Source organism: Lactobacillus fornicalis (assembly GCF_055362665.1).
On sequence record NZ_JBLTIM010000004.1, the window covers coordinates 49,119 to 65,560 of the forward strand.

Genomic DNA, 16,442 nt, shown 5'->3' on the forward strand with positions numbered 1-16,442 from the left:
AAAGGTGCTAACAACTGTTAGCACCTTTTGCTTTATTTAATAATTACTTTTTAATTGTAATACCTTCAATTACTACGTCATCATTTGGTTTATCCATATTGTTAGTTGCAACCTTAGCAATTGCATCAACAACGTCCATACCTTTAATTACTTGCCCAAAAACAGTGTGGTGGAAATCAAGCCAAGGAGTTCCACCTTGTTTGTAACGCTTAATAACTTCTTGTGGGTAACCTGCTTCGCGCATATCACGAGTATAGCGTTTTGGCATGTTTTGATTTTGAACAATGAAGAATTGACTACCATTGGTACTTGGACCTGAATTAGCCATAGAAATTGCTCCACGGAAGTTAAACAATTGTGAACTAAATTCATCTTCAAATGGGTGTCCCCAGATACTTTGACCACCAGTACCATCACCCTTAGGGTCTCCACCTTGAATCATGAAATCTTTGATTACACGGTGAAAAATCACCCCATCATAATAACCTTTTTCAGCAAGACGGACAAAGTTTTCAACTGTCATTGGAGCTTGTTTTTCAAAAAGTTGAAATTCAATCTCACCCATATTAGTTTTCATAACTACTTTTGGTCCTACAGCTTTATCAAGCTGTAATTGAGGAAATAACATTTTTTTATCTGTCATTATTTATTTTTTCCTTTCCATAAAAAATAAGACCCTCTCGAGCCTTATCTTATTCAAATTAAAGTATCAACCTTCAAAAGCTTCAGTTAATGGTGGAACAACTTGCTTCTTACGTGATACAACACCAGGTAATTCAACAGCATCATCAACTAACTTCTTATCAAATGCTTTTTCAAATAATGCCTTAGTTTCGTCACCACCGACAACAATACCTTCAGAATTACTTTCTAAGATGTCAGTTAAAACAAGAACAAACATGTCGTAACCATTTGCTTTAGAAGAAGCTTCCATTGCATTAATAAATGCAGCCTTTCTTTCCATAGCTTCTGGTAAGTCAACAGTGTTAACTTGAGCAATTCTTACAGTATGACCGTTTAATTCAAAGCTCTTAGCATCAAGATCAATTAAGTCTTCTTCACTCTTGTCAGCAATGTTAGTACCGGCTTTAAGCATTTCAAGACCGTAGCTCTTGTAATCAACACCAGCAATCTTTGCTAATGCTTCAACTGCTTGGTGATCTTTATCAGTAGTAGTTGGGCTCTTCAAAAGTAAAGTATCAGAAATAATTGCACTAAGCATGATACCAGCAATATTTTGAGGGATTTCTAACCCCTTTTCGTTGAACATTTGCCATAAAACTGTTGAAGTACAGCCTACTGGTTCATCACGGAAGTAAAGTGGTGCAGCTGTGTTGAAGTTCATAATTCTGTGGTGATCAACAACGTGAGTTACAGTAACCTTATCAATATCTGAAACAGATTGTTGTGGTTCGTTGTGGTCAACAAGCATAACAGCATCTACTTCATTAGCAGCAGTCTTGATAACACGTGGTGCTTCAAAACCAAACTTCTTGAGTGCAAATGCAGTTTCATCATTTGGTTCACCTAAAGCAACTGCTTCAGTATCAAAACCAAAGTGATTTTGGAAGTATGAGTAAGCAATTGCAGTACCAATTGCGTCAGTATCCGGATTTTGGTGTCCAAAAATTAATTCTTTTGCCATTGTATCTACCTCTTTAAAAATATCTATCTTTAGTTTACTAGAATTTTTATGTTTGTAAAACCCTAACTAAAATAATTCCGAAACATCATCTCTGCCATAATGAGTAGGCTTGCCTAAAGTTAAACTAGTGGGCTCTCCATCCCCAATCGGATCAATGACAAATGACCCGTTTGAATAACGATCTCCTAATGGAAAATCATTGGTCTTAATTGTCATAGTTCTAGCACTTGATGTTTCAACAAGTAATTCATGATTTTGCGCAAAGAGAACCACTCCAGCAATTCTATGTGGATTCTTCTTTAATTCACGTAAAACTAAGACGCCACGCTTTGCTCGGCTAACTTTATTAATTAGTTCATATTTAAACTCTTTGAAAGCTCCTCTTTGAGTGACAATTCCTAATTTCATCATGTCTAAATATTCTGGCAAAACAGTGACATAATCAACTACAAAATCATCATCTTTCAAGTTAACGCTCTTAACACCAGCTGCTCTTGCCCCACTAGTCGGAATTTCGTTAACATCATAGCGAACTGCATAAGCATGATTAGTAAATAAAGTGATTTCCTTCTTGGTATCCGGAGAAATCATTTCAACACGTACAACACGTGAAGCGGTTTCCTTTAGCTTCATTGCAATCATTGCGCGTGATTTATAAGTTCTAGTTGGCTGAATATCAGCTAGAGCTAATTGCTTAATGTAGCCATCGTTTGTAGCTAGTAAGAAGTTTAATCTAGAATCCAATTTAGCCAATTCAAAGACTGCAATAATTTGTTCATCAGTATCAAGTCCCAATTCTTGTGACAAGTGTTGTCCTGGTTCTTTCCATTTAGCTTCTACAAGCTCATGAACAGGTCTAAAAATCACATTTCCTTTATTAGTGAAGATATATAGATTAGTCAAAGTTGACATAGTCTTTTCAAAAACTACCTTGTCAAAGTCAGGTAAGCCATTTTCACTGTCATTAGTAGATTGGAAGGAACGTAAACTTGACCGCTTGAGATAACCATCACGTGATACTAATACCCGTACATCTTCTTCTGCCACTAATGCTTTTTCATCAATTTCGATTTTGGCAGTTTTACTTGAAATCTTAGTTCTACGTTCGCTGCCGAATTCTTTCTTCACTGCATTTAATTCTTTTATGATTTGTTTTTCTAATACCTTACGATCAGTTAAAAGTAAATCATAACTAGCAATTTTTTCCTCTAAATCACTCTTTTCAGCCTGTAAAGCATTAACGTCAGTATTAGTTAAGCGATAAAGTTGCAAAGAAACAATCGCTTCAGCTTGTCTTGGAGTAAAACTAAATTTATCAATAATGTTGTTTTTGGCATCAGCCTTATTTTTACTTGCTCGAATGGTCTTAATTACATCATCTAAAATATCAAGAGCATGAATCAGCCCTTCAATAATTTCAAGTCGAGCCTTGGCTTTACTCAAATCATATTTTGTCCGTTTGGTAATAACATCAGCATCATGTTCCAAATATGAACTTAAAATTCGTTTTAACCCTACTTGGACTGGTGTCATATGGTCAATTGCGACCATATTGAAACTGTATGATACTTGTAAATCGGTTGATTTAAACAGATAATTCAAAATATTTTGACTATCTGCACCCTTTTTTAATTCGATAACAATTGATAAACCATGGCGATCTGTTTCATCACGTACTTCACTGATACCATCAATTTCTTTATTTAAACGAATTTCATCAATCTTCTTAACCAAAAAGGCTTTATTGACGCCAAAAGGAATTTCGGTAACCACAATTTGTTGACGACCAGCCTTAATATCTTGAATGCTAGTCTTAGCACGCACTTGAATTCGGCCACGACCAGATTCATAAGCTTCCTTAATTCCTTTATCCCCTAGGACAATTGCTCCCGTTGGGAAGTCTGGCCCTTTAACAAATTGCATTAAATCAGCTAAAGAAGCATTAGGATGCTTTAATAAATAAATTGTCGCATCAATAACTTCAGCTAAGTTATGTGGTGGTATTTCAGTAGCATACCCTGCTGAAATACCGGTTGCTCCATTAACTAATAAATTAGGAAATTGAGCAGGTAAAACAGTTGGTTCATACTCGGTATCATCGAAGTTTAAAACCATATTAACTGTATCTTTATCAATATCAGCCAATAAATGATTAGAAATTTTGCTTAATCTTGATTCTGTATAACGCATGGCAGCTGGGCTATCGCCATCCATTGACCCATTATTACCATGCATTTCAATCAAAGGTTCACGCATCTTCCAATCTTGAGATAAGTGAACTAAGGCCCCATAAATAGAACTATCACCATGTGGGTGGAAATTACCCATGATATTACCAACTGCCTTAGCAGCTTTTTTAAATGGCTTATCAAAGGTATTATTATCCAAATACATTGCATACAAAATGCGGCGTTGAACAGGCTTTAAGCCATCTCGAATATCAGGTAAAGCACGTTCTTGAATAATGTATTTAGAGTAGCGTCCAAACCGCTCACCCATGACTTGTTCTAGCGGCATTTCCCGAATTCTCTCGGTCTTTTGCGCCATTAATTATTCCTCCTAATTTTCAGCTTCAAGGATTGAGCCTTCTTCACCCATACGGAATTTTACATTTTGTTCAATCCATTTTCTTCTTGCTTCAACTTTGTCACCCATTAAAGTTGTAACTCGTCTTTCAGCAAGTGCAGCATCATCAATCTTAACTCTAATTAACATTCTTGATTCAGGGTTCATAGTTGTTTGCCAAAGTTGATCAGCATTCATTTCCCCTAAACCTTTGAAACGTTGCAAACTATAGCCTTTACCCATAGCTTTTTCATCACGTTCTAATTCTTCATCTGTCCAAGCATATTCAATTTTAGCCTTTGCTCCATTACCTTTTTGTAAGCGATAAAGTGGAGGTAAAGCAATGTAAACTCGCCCTGCCTCAACCATTGGTCGCATATAACGATAAAAGAAAGTCAAAAGCAGAATTTGAATATGGGCTCCATCGTCGTCGGCGTCAGTCATGATGATAATTTTGTCATAATTTGCATCATCAATCTTAAATTCAGTTCCAACACCAGCTCCAATTGTATGAATCATTGTATTGATTTCTTCATTTTTGAAGATATCTTGAAGTTTTGCTTTTTGAGTATTCAGAACCTTACCACGTAAAGGTAAAATTGCTTGGAACTTTCGATCACGGCCTTGCTTAGCAGAGCCTCCGGCAGAATCACCTTCGACTAAGAACAATTCATTCTTCTTGGGATTACGTGATTGAGCTGGAGTTAATTTTCCTGATAATAGCTCTTTTTTACGACGCTTTTTACCATTACGGCTTTCATCCCGAGCTTTTTTGGCAGCTTCACGAGCATCCCGTGCCTTTTGAGCCTTCTTAACTAAAGTCTGCGCAAATTCACCATTTTCAAGTAAATAGTAGCTCATCTTTTCATAAACTAAAGCATCTACAGCACTTCTAGCCTGTGGAGTACCTAATTTACCCTTAGTTTGACCTTCAAATTCAAGCAATTCTTCCGGAACTTTTATTGAAAGAACAGCACTCAATCCTTCACGATAGTCACTACCTTCAATATTTTTTTCCTTTTCTTTGAGTAAGCCTTGCTTTTTGGCATAGTCGTTAAAAGCACGAGTAAAGCCTGAACGGGCTCCCATTTCATGAGAACCCCCATCAATGGTACGAACGTTATTTACAAAAGAAACAAAGTTTTCTGAATAACCATCATTATATTGTCCAGAAAATTCAATCTCTATTGAGTCTTGCTTTCCTTCAAAATAAAAAACATCCCCAAATGTATCTTTTCCTTCATTAAGATAAGAAACAAAAGATTTTATCCCATCAGTATAGAGAAATTCTTCATAATGATTAGGTGTCCGTTCATCTTTTAAAGTAAACTTGACCCCTTTAAGTAGGAAAGCTGATTCACGAATTCGTTCTTCAATAGTTTCGTATTTATATTTTGTTGTTGAAAAGACCCGTTCATCAGGCTTGAAAGTAATTGTTGTTCCAGTTTTATCGTTAGTTTTACCTAAATGTTTTAAACTACCGATTGGCTTTCCACCATCATGAAATTCTTCTTCATAGGCTTGTCCACCACGTACAACACGGACCTTTAAGTACGAAGACAAAGCATTAACAACACTAGAACCAACCCCATGAAGACCCCCTGAAGTTTTATAGTTCTTTTCAGTAAACTTCCCACCAGCATGCAAAACTGTAAAGATAACCTCAATTGTTGGAATTCCCGATTCATGCATCCCAGTTGGCATTCCTCGCCCAAAATCTTGAACAGTGATGCTGTTATCTTCATGAATGGTTACGTTAATTTCTTTACCATAACCAGCCATCGCTTCATCGACACTGTTATCGACAATTTCATAAACTAGCTGGTTAATACCTTTGATATCGGTAGAACCGATATACATTCCAGGTCTTTTACGAACTGCTTCTAGCCCGTGCAAAATCTGGATTGAGGAATCATCATAACTATTTGCTTTTACCAAGCTATTTCCCTCCAATAAATTTTTTCTGCCACACTATTATAATCTTTGTTACAATAACACATAGATTTTAAGTGAGGTTTGAAAATGTTAACAATTAAAATTGCACTATTACTTATTTTAGCATATCTCTTAGGTTCATTCCCTACTGGCGTGATAGTTGGAAAAGTTTTTTTTCATAAAGATATTCGCACACTAGGCTCAGGAAACCCTGGGTCAACTAATACTTTTAGAACTTTCGGACCAGTTGCTGGAATGAGTGTTTTATTAGTTGATGTTTTGAAAGGAACTTTAGCAACACTCTTGCCAGCAATCTTTCACCTCGGGCCACACCCATTAGGAATAGTTTTTGGAATGGTAGCTATTTTGGGGCATACTTTTTCAATCTTTCTGGGCTTCAAAGGTGGAAAAGCAGTTGCTACAACAGCAGGTTTTATTTTAGGCTATAATTTAGCATTCTTTTGCGTCTGTGCTGGTATTTTCTTTCCTATGCTATTTATTACAAGTATTATGTCACTTACGGCAATGCTATGCATTACATTATTCTTTATTTTTAGTTTTTTATTCCATGATCCATATCTAAGCAGCATGATGTTTGTCTTGTTAATTTTGATTTTTAATCGCCACAAAGCAAATATTATTCGCTTAAAAAATGGGACGGAAAACATTATACCTTTTGGAATTTATTATTGGTTAAAAAATAAATAAATTTATAATTAAAAATCTAAAAAAAGACACTAGACGTTTTTTTGTCTAGTGTCTTTTAAAATAGCCATTTAATCATGCAAGGCTATCGTAATCTTACCTGTCCATTCTTCATTTGGACCAAGTTTGATAATTCCACGCTTTTTACTAATATCACCATCAGCATTCACATCGTCGCAAAGACCCCACCATGGTTCAATGCAAACATAATCTGCTGTTTTAGGATATTGTGACCAAACACCAATAAATGGACTATCTTCAGTTGTTACATTAACATGATAGCTTGTTTTTTCACTACGTAATGATACTTTAGTTTCTCCTTTAAGTTGGAAAATTAAAGCATCATGTTTAAATAAGTCATCAGTTAATTCAATCGGGGTATCTGTTGCTGCAATTGTCCGTTTTGCCCAATCATGTAAGCCTGTTTCTTTATTAAGAGGGATGCGAATATGATCTTTAGATGGTAACATCTGTAAATAATAATTGCTTTTCTTAATTTGATTATTAACCGGCACATTAAACCCTGGGTGACAGCCAATTGAGAAGAACATTTCTTCATTAGCAGGGTTTTTAACACTTAAATTCTCAATCAATAAATTATTAAGTAATCGGTATGTAATTACCAGCTCAAAATGAAATGGATATTCCTTTAAACTAGCTTCATCATCACGCAAAACTAAACTAATTGCATCGCTTTCTTGACTTAGCAACTTAAATTCTTTATCTCTAGCAAAGCCATGTTGACTAAGTTGATAGCTTTTACCTTGATATTGATAAGTATCATTTTTTAAGCGACCAACAATTGGAAACAAAATTGGTGCATGACGATTCCAAACTTCTGGATCAGCTTGCCAAAGAAACTCGGTATCTGAATTTACACTTTTTACTGAAGTTAGTTCAGCACCCCGACTATTAATTTTTACGTTTAAAAATTGATTCTTAATTTCATATTCCATTTTATGAAGTCCTTTATAGAATAAATTTAGTTAAATCCTTATTCATAATTATATCACTAAGTTTTTCTTCTACGTAAGCTTGAGTGATAGTTATTTCACCCATCTCCATATCTGGACCTTCATAAAGAACATCTTCAAGCAATTTTTCTAAAATTGTCGCTAAACGACGCGCCCCAATATTATCTGTTCCTTGGTTAACGTCATAAGCGATTTCAGCAATTTTATCAATTGCTTCCTGAGTAAAGATTAACTTAACGCCATCAGCTTCAAGCAAAGCAATATACTGCTTGAGCAATGAGTTTTCAGGATCTTTTAAGATTGATACAAAGTCAGCCTTTGTTAAAGCATTAAGTTCTACCCTAATTGGGAAGCGGCCTTGCAATTCAGGAATTAAATCGCTAGGTTTACTTTCAGCAAATGCCCCTGCAGCAATAAAGAGGATATGATCTGTTGAAACAGGGCCATATTTCGTTTGTACTGTCGAACCTTCAACAATTGGCAAAACGTCTCGTTGAACTCCTTCACGAGAAACTTGGCCAGCATCTTTACTTTTACCAGTAATTTTATCAATTTCATCAATAAAAATAATACCATTTTGACTGGTCCGTTCGATTGCCTTTTGGTAAATGGTATCGTAGTCAACCATCTTACGAGATTGCTCTTGAATTAACACTTCTCGAGCATCTCGCACAGCAAGCGTACGCTTAACTTTCTTCTTAGGCATCATATCACCTAAGAGAGAATTCATATCCATTCCCATTTGCCCCATCATATCGCCCATCGGGTTAACTTTAGGAGCTTGTTCAACTTCAATAGTAACTTGACGATCTTCAAGCAAGCCTTTATTGAGTTGTTCTGCAACACTTAATCGTTGATTTCTAATATCATCGGTAACTTCTTCTTGAGGCTGCTCAGCTTGTTGTGAACCCATTAACATTTGCATCATTTGTTGCATTTGGTTTTCACGATTTTCATGTTTAATACCAGGTACTAACAAACGAACCAAAGTTTTGTTGGCTTCTTTAGTAGCATCGGCCTTAACACGCTTAAATTGCTCTTTTTCTTCCATGCGGACAGCTTCAGTTACTAAATCGCGAACCATTGATTCAACATCGCGACCAACATAACCTACTTCAGTAAACTTAGTAGCTTCTACTTTAACAAAAGGTGCATCCACAATTTTTGCTAGACGACGAGCAATTTCTGTTTTACCTACACCAGTTGGACCAGCCATTAACATATTTTTAGGAGTAATATCCTGTTGCAAAGACTTAGGCAATTGCAAGCGACGATAACGATTATAAAGCGCAATTGCTACTGCTCGTTTGGCTTCATTTTGACCAATAATATATTCATTTAATAAACGTACTATTTCTTTTGGTGTTTTAATGGACATCTAATCACCTATTTCATCTGTAATAATTTCATGATCAGTAAAGACATCAATATCTGCCGCAATTCCTACTGCTTCTTTAGCAATTTCACTAGCATCCATGTCTTTAGCATGACGAGTCATAGCTACGGCTGCTGCTTGTGCAAAATAGCCACCAGATCCAATTGCGACTACATTTTCATCTGGTTCTAAAACTTCACCATTACCAGAAATCAAGAGTAAGTCCTTATCATTAAAAGCAATTAACATTGCTTGCAATTTTTGCAAAGTGGGATCCTTACGCCATGATTGCGCCATTTCAACGGCTGCACGACGCAAATCGCCTGAATAGCTTTCAAGTTTTCCTTCAAGCATTTCTTCTAAGCTAACTGCATCAGCCACACCTCCAGCAAATCCAATTACAACTTGATTGTTATAAATTCGCCGAATTTTCTTAGCTGATTTTTTAGAAATATACTTTTCACCTAAGGTAACTTGGCCGTCACCAGCAATAGCGGTCTTACCATTATGTTTTACACTAACAATTGTTGTCATAACTAATCCTTTCCTTCATTACGTGGGAAAAACTTTTCATAATCTTTCTGCAGACGTTCCATTGTTACATGGGTATAGATTTGAGTAGTTGACAAAGATTCATGGCCTAATAATTCTTGAACACTTCGTAAATCGGCTCCATTATTCAACATTTGAGTAGCAAAAGTATGCCGTAATTCATGGGGATGCACATTGGCACTAAGTCCACCTTTTTGGAAGACTTTTCGCATAATGTATTCAATTCCACGACTAGTTAACTGATGTCCTCGATTGTCTAAAAAGACAAAATGATTATTTTCATCAGGATTAAATAAACTTCTAGCTTCATTCAGATAACGTAAAAGACTAGCCTTTGCATAATCACCAAATGGAACGTAACGATCTTTATTACCTTTCCCATGAACTAAAATCATCTGAACATCAAAATCAACTTGCTGCAAGGTTAAATTACTAACTTCGCTAACCCGCATCCCTGTCGCATAAAACAGTTCAAACATTGCCTTATTACGAACAGTAAACTTATCAGAAGCAGAAAGAGAATCTAACACTTTTTTTATTTCAGGTTCATAGAAAAATTCTGGTAGTTTTTTACTTTTGCGATGAATACTTACAGTTTGGGTCGGATCAACCGCAACCAAATTTCGTCGCGTTAAAAACTTATAAAGAGATTTCAAAGACGACAGTTTTCGTGCTTGACTGGCTTGTGATAAGCCGGCACTAGCGAGGGAGGTAATAAAAATTTCAACATCTCTACTAGAAACTTGCTCAAAGCCATTAAAACCACCGTTATTTTTCCAAAAGTCCTCAGCCTGCTTTAAATCATTTATGTAAGCTGTCAAAGTTAAGTTGGAATAACCTCGTTCATATGCTAAATAATCTTTAAATTGTTCAAGTAGTGACTTCTTAGTCATTAATCTTCATTTCTTCCGCAAATTCTGCTAACTTTTCTAAACCACGTTCAGAAATCATTTGCTTACGTTCGCGCTTGTTGCGAATTTTCTTTTCAAGTGGCGGAATCAAACTGAAACTCGCATTCATTGGTTGGAAATGTTTAGAGCTAGTTGTAGTTATATAATTAGCCATTGATCCTAATGCTGTTTCAACTGGAAAAGTTGCTAAATCTAGTCCTCTTGCTAAACGACTTGCATTAATCCCAGCGACTAATCCACTACCTGCGCTTTCAACATAACCTTCAACTCCAGTCATTTGACCAGCAAAAAAGAGACCTGCTTGTTTTTTAGCTTCATAAGTTGCATTCAATACATCTGGAGATGCCATATAAGTATTTCTGTGCATCTTACCATAACGAACAAAACGAGCATTTTCTAGGCCTGGAATCATCGAAAAGACCCGCTTTTGTTCACCATATTTTAGATGAGTTTGAAAACCAACTAAATTATACATTGAAGAAGCTGCATTATCTTGGCGCAACTGAACAACTGCATATGGAGTTTTACCAGTCTTAGGGTCTTCAAGTCCAACTGGCTTGAGCGGACCAAAGAGCATAGTTTTTTCTCCACGAGCAGCCATAACTTCAATTGGCATACAACCTTCAAAAACTTCATCCTTTTCAAAGCCATGAAGTTCAGCAGTATCCGCCTTAACTAATTCTTCCCAAAATCTAGTAAATTGTTGCTTATCCATTGGACAATTCAAATAAGCGGCTTCTCCACGATCATAGCGTGATTTTTTGTAAACAATATCCATATTTATTGAATCACTAGCAACAATCGGTGCAGCAGCATCAAAGAAGTGTAAGCTACTTGTGCCAGAAAATTCTTGAATTTGTTTAGCTAAATCATCACTAGTTAATGGCCCTGTTGCAATAATAGTAATACCATCATTCGGGATTTTAGTAATTTCTTCATGATGAAGATGTAAATTATCAAATTTGGCTAATTCGTCGGTAATATACTTACTAAATAATTCACGGTCGACAGCTAAAGCACCTCCAGCTGGGACCTTGGTAGCATCAGCAGCCCTTAAAACAAGTGAGTCAAGACGGCGCATTTCTTCTTTTAAAAGTCCCACAGCATTAGTCAATTGATCACTTCTCATTGAGTTCGTACATACTAATTCTGCCAAATTCCCCGTTTCATGAGCAGGTGTCATTTTAATTGGGCGCATTTCATAGAGGTGAACTTCAACTCCTCTTTTCGCTAATTGATAACTAGCTTCACTACCAGCAAGTCCACCACCAATTACAGTAACTTTTTGCGTCATTTATTTCATCCTTATCCTAATTTATATTGATAAAAAAATAATATCATCAATTAACAATACTTCTGATGATATTATCTCACAATGTCAAAGATTTAACTTTTATTTAGAATTTTCGCTTTCTTCACGTTCTTCCTTGTAGTCACCATTTGGACATTGAACAACAAGTCCTTTTTTTGTTTTCTTCTCTACTAAGAAATGACCATCATTTGGACAATCACGTCCAACTGGTTTATCCCATGAAACAAAGTCACAGTCCGGATAATTACTACATCCAAAGAACTTACGTCCACGTTTTGATTTCTTTTCTACAATTTGACCTTTGCCACACTTAGGACAAACTACACCAATTTCTTTGACGATTGCTTTAGTGTTTCGACAATCTGGGAAACGTGAACAAGCATAAAACTTGCCATAACGTCCCATTTTAATAACCATTGGCGCTCCACAAATATCACAATTAAAACCAGCTGGTTCATCTTTGATTTGAACCTTTTCAATTTCGCTATCTGCCTTTTCAAGCTCTTTAGAAAATGGCTTGTAGTATTCATCAACAACCTTAACCCAGTTTTTCTTACCTTCTTCAACATGGTCTAGGTCATTTTCTAATTGAGCAGTAAAGTCAACGTTAACAATATCAGGGAAAAATTTACCAACCAAATTATTAACAATCTCACCTAATTCAGTCGGTACAATTGAGCGTCCTTCAAGCTTAACGTAGTAGCGTCTTTGAATTGTATCAATTGTTGGTGCGTATGTTGAAGGGCGTCCAACTCCATTTTCTTCAAGAGCATGAACTAAACTAGCTTCAGTATACCGAGCTGGTGGCAAGGTAAAGTGTTGCTTATTGTCTTGCTTAGAAAGTTTAACATTGTCACCTTCTGCAAGATCTGGTAATTCTACACTCTTATCACTACCTGCATCATAAACCTTCGTAAATCCAGCAAACTTCATCTTAGATCCAGTTGTCCGATACATTACTCCATTTTGGACAATATCTGCACGAACTGTATCAAAAACAGCTGGTGTCATTTCACTAGCCGCAAATCTTGACCAAATTAACTTATAAAGTTTAAATTGTTCGCTTGTCAAACTTCTTTTAAGTGATTCTGGGGTACGGTAAATACTAGTTGGTCGAATAGCTTCGTGAGCATCTTGAGCATCTTCTTGGTTTTTGAAATGTCGTGCGCTTTTTGAAGCAAATTCTGCCCCAAAAGTTTCAGTTAAAAACTTACTTGCTTCTGCTTGAGCAACTGGTGAGGTACGCTTAGAGTCAGTACGCATATAAGTAATTAACCCAACCGTTCCTTCTTTCCCAAGACTAATACCTTCATAAAGTTGTTGAGCAATCGACATTGTTCTTCTAGTTCGATAGCCTAAACGCTTGTTAGCTTCTTGTTGCAAAGTAGAAGTTGTAAATGGAGCTGGGGCTTGACGCTTACGTTCCTTTTTAACTACAGTTTCAACAGTAAATGGCTTGTTTTTGTCTATTTTCTTTAAAACTGCTTGAACTGCTTCATTATTAGGAAGTTCAGTCTTTTTACCGTCCAAGCCATAGAAACTTGCTTGAAACTTCTTTCTGCCTTTTGTAAATTCGGCATCAATAGTCCAGTATTCTTCAGGCTTAAAGTCTTTAATTTCTTGTTCACGGTCTAAAACTAGTTTTAAAGCAACTGATTGAACACGTCCAGCAGATAATCCCTTTTTTACCTTGGCCCACAAAATCGGACTCAAAGAATAACCCACAAGACGATCCAAAACTCTACGAGCTTGTTGGGCATCAACTGTGTCCATATCAATCATTCTTGGATTTTTAAAAGCATTTTTTACCGCATCTTTAGTAACTTCGTGAAAAGTAACGCGATGCTTTTGACCATCATTCAAATCTAAAATATGAGCGACGTGCCAAGCAATTGCTTCCCCTTCACGATCGGGGTCGGATGCTAAATATACAAATTTTGCTTTTTTGGCCTCTTTTTTTAATTCTTTAATTGTTTCGCCTTTACCACGAATCGAAATATATTTAGGTTGATAATCATGTTCGATATCAACACCCATTTGCGATTTAGGTAAATCTCTAATATGTCCCTTAGACGCAATAACATGGTAAGAGCGCCCAAGATATTTTTCAATTGTCTTTGCCTTTGCAGGAGATTCGACAATAACTAAATTTTTCTTTCTAGTAGGCATCAAATGCCCCTTTCTTAATCTGTAAAAATCATGCTTAAGGATAAAGTAGCTTTTTCAGATTGTCAAATAATATGTTGTTTCAGTATCTAGCTTAATATATAGTAGAAAAAAATCAACTATATTAAGCTATTAAAAATAATAATTTATTTACATTAGTTAAATCAATGTATATTATCATAAAAAGTTTCAAGATTTAATAGTGGACACGCCCCTGCTTTAATAAGTTCATTTGGGCCTTGTGATAATGGTGAAAAGACTGATCCCGGCAAGGCAAAAATATTGCGATTTTCATACAATGCATAATTAGCAGTAATTAATGAACCCGACTCGCTTTTTGCTTCAGTTACAATCACATTGTCGCTTAAACCTGCCAGAATACGATTACGTTCTGGAAAACGAAAAGGTCGTGGTGGCGTGTCAGGAAGATACTCACTTATCAGTAAGCCATGTTTTATAATTTCCAGCTGTAAAAGTTGGTTTTCTTTAGGATAAAAGTGATTTAATCCATTACCAACTACGGCAATTGTTTTACCATGATACTTTAAAGCTGTTTCATGAGCAAAACGATCTGCTCCCTTTGCCAAACCAGAAGCAATTACGTAATCTTGACTTAAACGTGGCACCCAGGCATCTAAAGCTTGCTGAGTATATGAGCCTGCTTGCCGAGCTCCTACAATTGTTGTGATTGGCTTTTTTAGCAGAGAAATATCCCCTTTAGCAAATAAAAGTAACGGCGGCCTATAAATTTGGCGCAATTTATCCGGGTATTCTTTATCAAAAAAGCTGATAATCTTACACTGCTTGGTAAGTAAATCAATGGTATGGGGATGCTTAGGATTAGAATAGGCCTTAATTGCTAATTCCTTTATTTGTTCGGGCAAAGTTTCTAAATCGGCCAAGTTTACAGCAGATAAACTAGTAAGCTTAGTCAAAATTGCTAAGGACTTTTGATATCCAATTCCCCTTTCAAGCTTTAATCTCAGTAAAAATTCTTTAATAGTCATTCTCATTCCTTCTTTCAAGTATATATACTCGAAAAAAGTTGATTTTTACTAAAAAAGTCTAGTTTGGTAACTAGACTTCTGACTTTAATTTTATTTTACAAATGAAAAATGAAGAAATAATTATTACAGTCCCTAGTACTATTAAAGAACACTGGTTAAAATTAAGTTCAGCTTTTTTAAATGATGAATTCCTCTTGTTCTTCTTATTTTTCATCACTGCCTTTTTTCTGTTCGGCATAGTATACAAGCTTATCGCCTTGTCATCATCATTTAGATAGGTATCAGGTAAACTTCCATTTGTTTTGGGATTTTCTTTAAGATTTATATTTGGACTGGTTATTTTATTTCTTTTCTCCTCTTCTTTTTTGGAGTTGCTATTTTTATCTTTTAAATAAATCTTAACCTGTTGATTAGAATCACCTGTAAATGTATAAGAACTAGGAATTATATTATTATCGATTGAATATTTGTTTTTATCAGGATTAACAATATTTAAAGTTATTTTTTCCCCTGACTTTCCAGAATAACTATCTTTGGATAAAATCTCATTAGTAGTTTTATCAATATACTCAACTGAGAGAGTGCGTTCATCAGGATAGTAAATAATATAATAATTCCTATCCAAATTAGTATTATCAAGACTAGTTAACGTAACTTCAGATTTTGGAATAATTCCATCAGCTAATTTTTCTTCTTTTTGACCAGTTTCATCTGTTAAGAATGCTGTATACCCTTCTTTTTTAGGCATAGTGTAATTAGGCCACTCAGAACTAACTTCTTTATCCAAAGTAAATTTTCTTTGGTTGTTCTCGATTGAAACCTTTTCATCATAAGTTAGAGTTGCTCTATCTTGATGAACTAGTTGAAAATCTTCATCACCATCGACTTTGGCATAAATCTTTCTATTAGCAGTAAGTGTTTGATTTTTTATACTTTCAGTTAAACTTGTTGTTTCTGCAAACACTACCCTTGAATTAAAAAACAATAAAAATGCAGAAGTAGCAGCAATTTGTGCTGCTTTTTTAAAGAAAATAATAGACCTCTCCTATTTCTAATCTGTATTTTTATCATACTATATTTATAAAATATTACAAATATAAGCAATTAAAAAGAAAAACGACACTCATTCTGAATGTCGCTTCTGGGGTATTAAAAGCAATTAAACTCGTTTCTTTATAGAAAGGAGGAGAACCTATCTAGGGATTCAATAGGCTCTGAATAAAGGATAAATAACGTATGGATTCGATAAGTAAATTACGTTTATACCTAAAGGCGGAGACCGTAAAATAGTTTGT

The 16,442-nt window shown here is 35.5% G+C and carries 13 protein-coding genes; 1 reads left to right on the forward strand and 12 read right to left on the reverse strand.

The window, feature by feature from the left end:
• Nucleotides 1-43: 43 nt before the first annotated feature.
• From ACNDLV_RS01030 to parE, 4 genes are all read right to left on the reverse strand, one after another.
• The gene (locus tag ACNDLV_RS01030; protein ID WP_034530348.1) at nt 44-628 is read right to left on the reverse strand and encodes a peptidylprolyl isomerase; all 585 of its coding nucleotides are present in this window, start codon (nt 626-628) and stop codon (nt 44-46) included.
• 81 nt (nt 629-709) lie between these two features.
• Nucleotides 710-1,645, reverse strand: a complete 936-nt coding sequence (locus ACNDLV_RS01035) for a manganese-dependent inorganic pyrophosphatase (protein WP_006586728.1) — start codon at nt 1,643-1,645, stop codon at nt 710-712.
• A 66-nt stretch (nt 1,646-1,711) separates the two neighbouring features.
• Entirely contained in the window at nt 1,712-4,192 is a 2,481-nt protein-coding gene (gene parC / locus ACNDLV_RS01040; protein ID WP_006586729.1) for a DNA topoisomerase IV subunit A, read from the reverse strand.
• A 12-nt stretch (nt 4,193-4,204) separates the two neighbouring features.
• Nucleotides 4,205-6,148 (reverse strand): DNA topoisomerase IV subunit B, encoded by a 1,944-nt coding sequence (gene parE, locus ACNDLV_RS01045; RefSeq protein ID WP_006587317.1) that lies wholly within the window; start codon nt 6,146-6,148, stop codon nt 4,205-4,207.
• A gap of 84 nt (nt 6,149-6,232) precedes the next feature.
• On the opposite strand from parE, the gene plsY reads away from it, so the two are divergent.
• On the forward strand, nt 6,233-6,853 hold the full coding sequence (gene plsY, locus ACNDLV_RS01050; RefSeq protein WP_022091163.1) for a glycerol-3-phosphate 1-O-acyltransferase PlsY: 621 nt from the start codon (nt 6,233-6,235) through the stop codon (nt 6,851-6,853).
• 68 nt (nt 6,854-6,921) lie between these two features.
• Here plsY and ACNDLV_RS01055 read toward each other — a convergent pair whose 3' ends face one another.
• The 8 genes from ACNDLV_RS01055 to ACNDLV_RS01090 form a co-directional block, all read right to left on the reverse strand.
• Entirely contained in the window at nt 6,922-7,806 is an 885-nt protein-coding gene (locus ACNDLV_RS01055) for an aldose 1-epimerase family protein (protein ID WP_006586732.1), read from the reverse strand.
• 13 nt (nt 7,807-7,819) lie between these two features.
• Complete coding sequence (hslU, locus tag ACNDLV_RS01060; protein WP_006586733.1) at nt 7,820-9,202, reverse strand: ATP-dependent protease ATPase subunit HslU; 1,383 nt, start codon at nt 9,200-9,202, stop codon at nt 7,820-7,822.
• On the reverse strand, nt 9,203-9,733 hold the full coding sequence (hslV, locus tag ACNDLV_RS01065; protein ID WP_006586734.1) for an ATP-dependent protease subunit HslV: 531 nt from the start codon (nt 9,731-9,733) through the stop codon (nt 9,203-9,205). It abuts the gene before it with no gap.
• A 2-nt stretch (nt 9,734-9,735) separates the two neighbouring features.
• Nucleotides 9,736-10,644: a tyrosine recombinase XerC gene (xerC, locus tag ACNDLV_RS01070; RefSeq protein WP_006586735.1), complete on the reverse strand. Its 909-nt coding sequence runs from the start codon at nt 10,642-10,644 to the stop codon at nt 9,736-9,738.
• The gene (gene trmFO, locus ACNDLV_RS01075; protein ID WP_006586736.1) at nt 10,637-11,956 is read right to left on the reverse strand and encodes a methylenetetrahydrofolate--tRNA-(uracil(54)-C(5))-methyltransferase (FADH(2)-oxidizing) TrmFO; all 1,320 of its coding nucleotides are present in this window, start codon (nt 11,954-11,956) and stop codon (nt 10,637-10,639) included. Before trmFO ends, xerC begins: the two co-directional genes overlap by 8 nt.
• Nucleotides 11,957-12,055: 99 nt before the next feature.
• Complete coding sequence (topA, locus tag ACNDLV_RS01080; protein WP_006586737.1) at nt 12,056-14,143, reverse strand: type I DNA topoisomerase; 2,088 nt, start codon at nt 14,141-14,143, stop codon at nt 12,056-12,058.
• Between the two features lie 161 nt (nt 14,144-14,304).
• Complete coding sequence (gene dprA, locus ACNDLV_RS01085) at nt 14,305-15,147, reverse strand: DNA-processing protein DprA (RefSeq protein ID WP_022091164.1); 843 nt, start codon at nt 15,145-15,147, stop codon at nt 14,305-14,307.
• Nucleotides 15,148-15,217: 70 nt separating this feature from the next.
• A complete protein-coding gene (locus ACNDLV_RS01090) occupies nt 15,218-16,111 on the reverse strand; it encodes a mucin-binding protein (protein ID WP_006586739.1) in 894 nt (297 codons plus the stop codon).
• Between the last annotated feature and the right edge of the window lie 331 nt (nt 16,112-16,442).

Bases quoted from the DNA above. Each gene is read 5' to 3' on its own strand.
- plsY (WP_022091163.1), top strand. From the start codon at position 6,233: ATGTTAACAATTAAAATTGCACTATTACTTATTTTAGCATATCTCTTA.
- xerC (WP_006586735.1), bottom strand. From the start codon at position 10,644: ATGACTAAGAAGTCACTACTTGAACAATTTAAAGATTATTTAGCATAT.
- topA (WP_006586737.1), bottom strand. From the start codon at position 14,143: ATGCCTACTAGAAAGAAAAATTTAGTTATTGTCGAATCTCCTGCAAAG.
- parC (WP_006586729.1), bottom strand. From the start codon at position 4,192: ATGGCGCAAAAGACCGAGAGAATTCGGGAAATGCCGCTAGAACAAGTC.
- ACNDLV_RS01035 (WP_006586728.1), bottom strand. From the start codon at position 1,645: ATGGCAAAAGAATTAATTTTTGGACACCAAAATCCGGATACTGACGCA.
- trmFO (WP_006586736.1), bottom strand. From the start codon at position 11,956: ATGACGCAAAAAGTTACTGTAATTGGTGGTGGACTTGCTGGTAGTGAA.
- hslV (WP_006586734.1), bottom strand. From the start codon at position 9,733: ATGACAACAATTGTTAGTGTAAAACATAATGGTAAGACCGCTATTGCT.
- ACNDLV_RS01055 (WP_006586732.1), bottom strand. From the start codon at position 7,806: ATGGAATATGAAATTAAGAATCAATTTTTAAACGTAAAAATTAATAGT.
- dprA (WP_022091164.1), bottom strand. From the start codon at position 15,147: ATGACTATTAAAGAATTTTTACTGAGATTAAAGCTTGAAAGGGGAATT.
- ACNDLV_RS01030 (WP_034530348.1), bottom strand. From the start codon at position 628: ATGTTATTTCCTCAATTACAGCTTGATAAAGCTGTAGGACCAAAAGTA.
- hslU (WP_006586733.1), bottom strand. From the start codon at position 9,202: ATGTCCATTAAAACACCAAAAGAAATAGTACGTTTATTAAATGAATAT.